The 811-nt window shown below is 68.6% G+C and carries 1 pseudogene; it reads left to right on the top strand.

Going from position 1 to position 811, the window contains the following annotated elements:
- Nucleotides 1-678 (top strand): annotated as a pseudogene (locus tag G3O06_RS48545) (ABC transporter substrate-binding protein); the annotation flags it as partial.
- Nucleotides 679-811 lie beyond the last annotated feature (133 nt).

Here is an 811-nt window from a genome sequence, read left to right as displayed (position 1 = left end):
GAAGCGGCGCGCGTGCTCGACGGTACGCGTTACCGGTTCCGCTGGGCCAACTTTCAGGGTGCCGCGCCGCTGTTCGAGGCGCAGCGCGCGGGCGCGATCGATCTCGCACCGGCCGGCGACCTGCCGGTGCTGACGGCCGCGCTCGGCGACCCGTCGTTGCGGATCGTCGCGACACGCGTCGGCTCGCCGGCGTCGCTCGGCATCGTCGTGCAGCCCGATTCGCCGGTCCGCACCGTCGCCGACCTGAAAGGACAAACCGTCGTCGTGTCGTCCGCGCGCGGCAGCATCTCGCAGTACCAGTTGTACGGCGCGCTCCGCGAACACGGCCTCGCGCCAAGTGACGTCGACGTGCGCTTCGTGCTGCCCGTCGATGCGTTCGCCGCGTTCGAGGCGAAGCGGATCGGCATCTGGGCGACGTTCGACCCGTACTACGGGCATGCGGTACGGCGCGGCGCGCGCATCGTCCGCGACGGCAGCGGCATCAATTCCGGGCTGGCGTTCCTCACGTCGCCGGTCGAAACGCTCGATGATCGCGCGAAGCGCACGGCGCTCGCGGACGTGCTGGCGCGGCTCGCCCGCGCGGGCCAATGGGCGCTCGCGCACCCGGCCGACTATGCGAGCGTCTATGCGTCGCTCACGCGCCTGCCGCCCGACGCGGCCACCGACATCACGCGCCGGGCAGATCGGAAGAGCGTCGGGTAGGGGAAGAGTGTGATCTATCGTGTAGAGATCGGGGGTGCCCGAGTCAGTAAAAAAAAAAACGAACACAGGTATGACACCCTACGTACTTCACATCTCTCTCGTCATGCAA

It is taken from the genome of Burkholderia sp. Ac-20345, from assembly GCF_017104825.1.
GTDB lineage: Bacteria > Pseudomonadota > Gammaproteobacteria > Burkholderiales > Burkholderiaceae > Burkholderia > Burkholderia lata_B.
The sequence above is the reverse complement of the archived record's forward strand: the minus strand, read 5'-3'. Positions and strand labels throughout refer to the sequence as shown.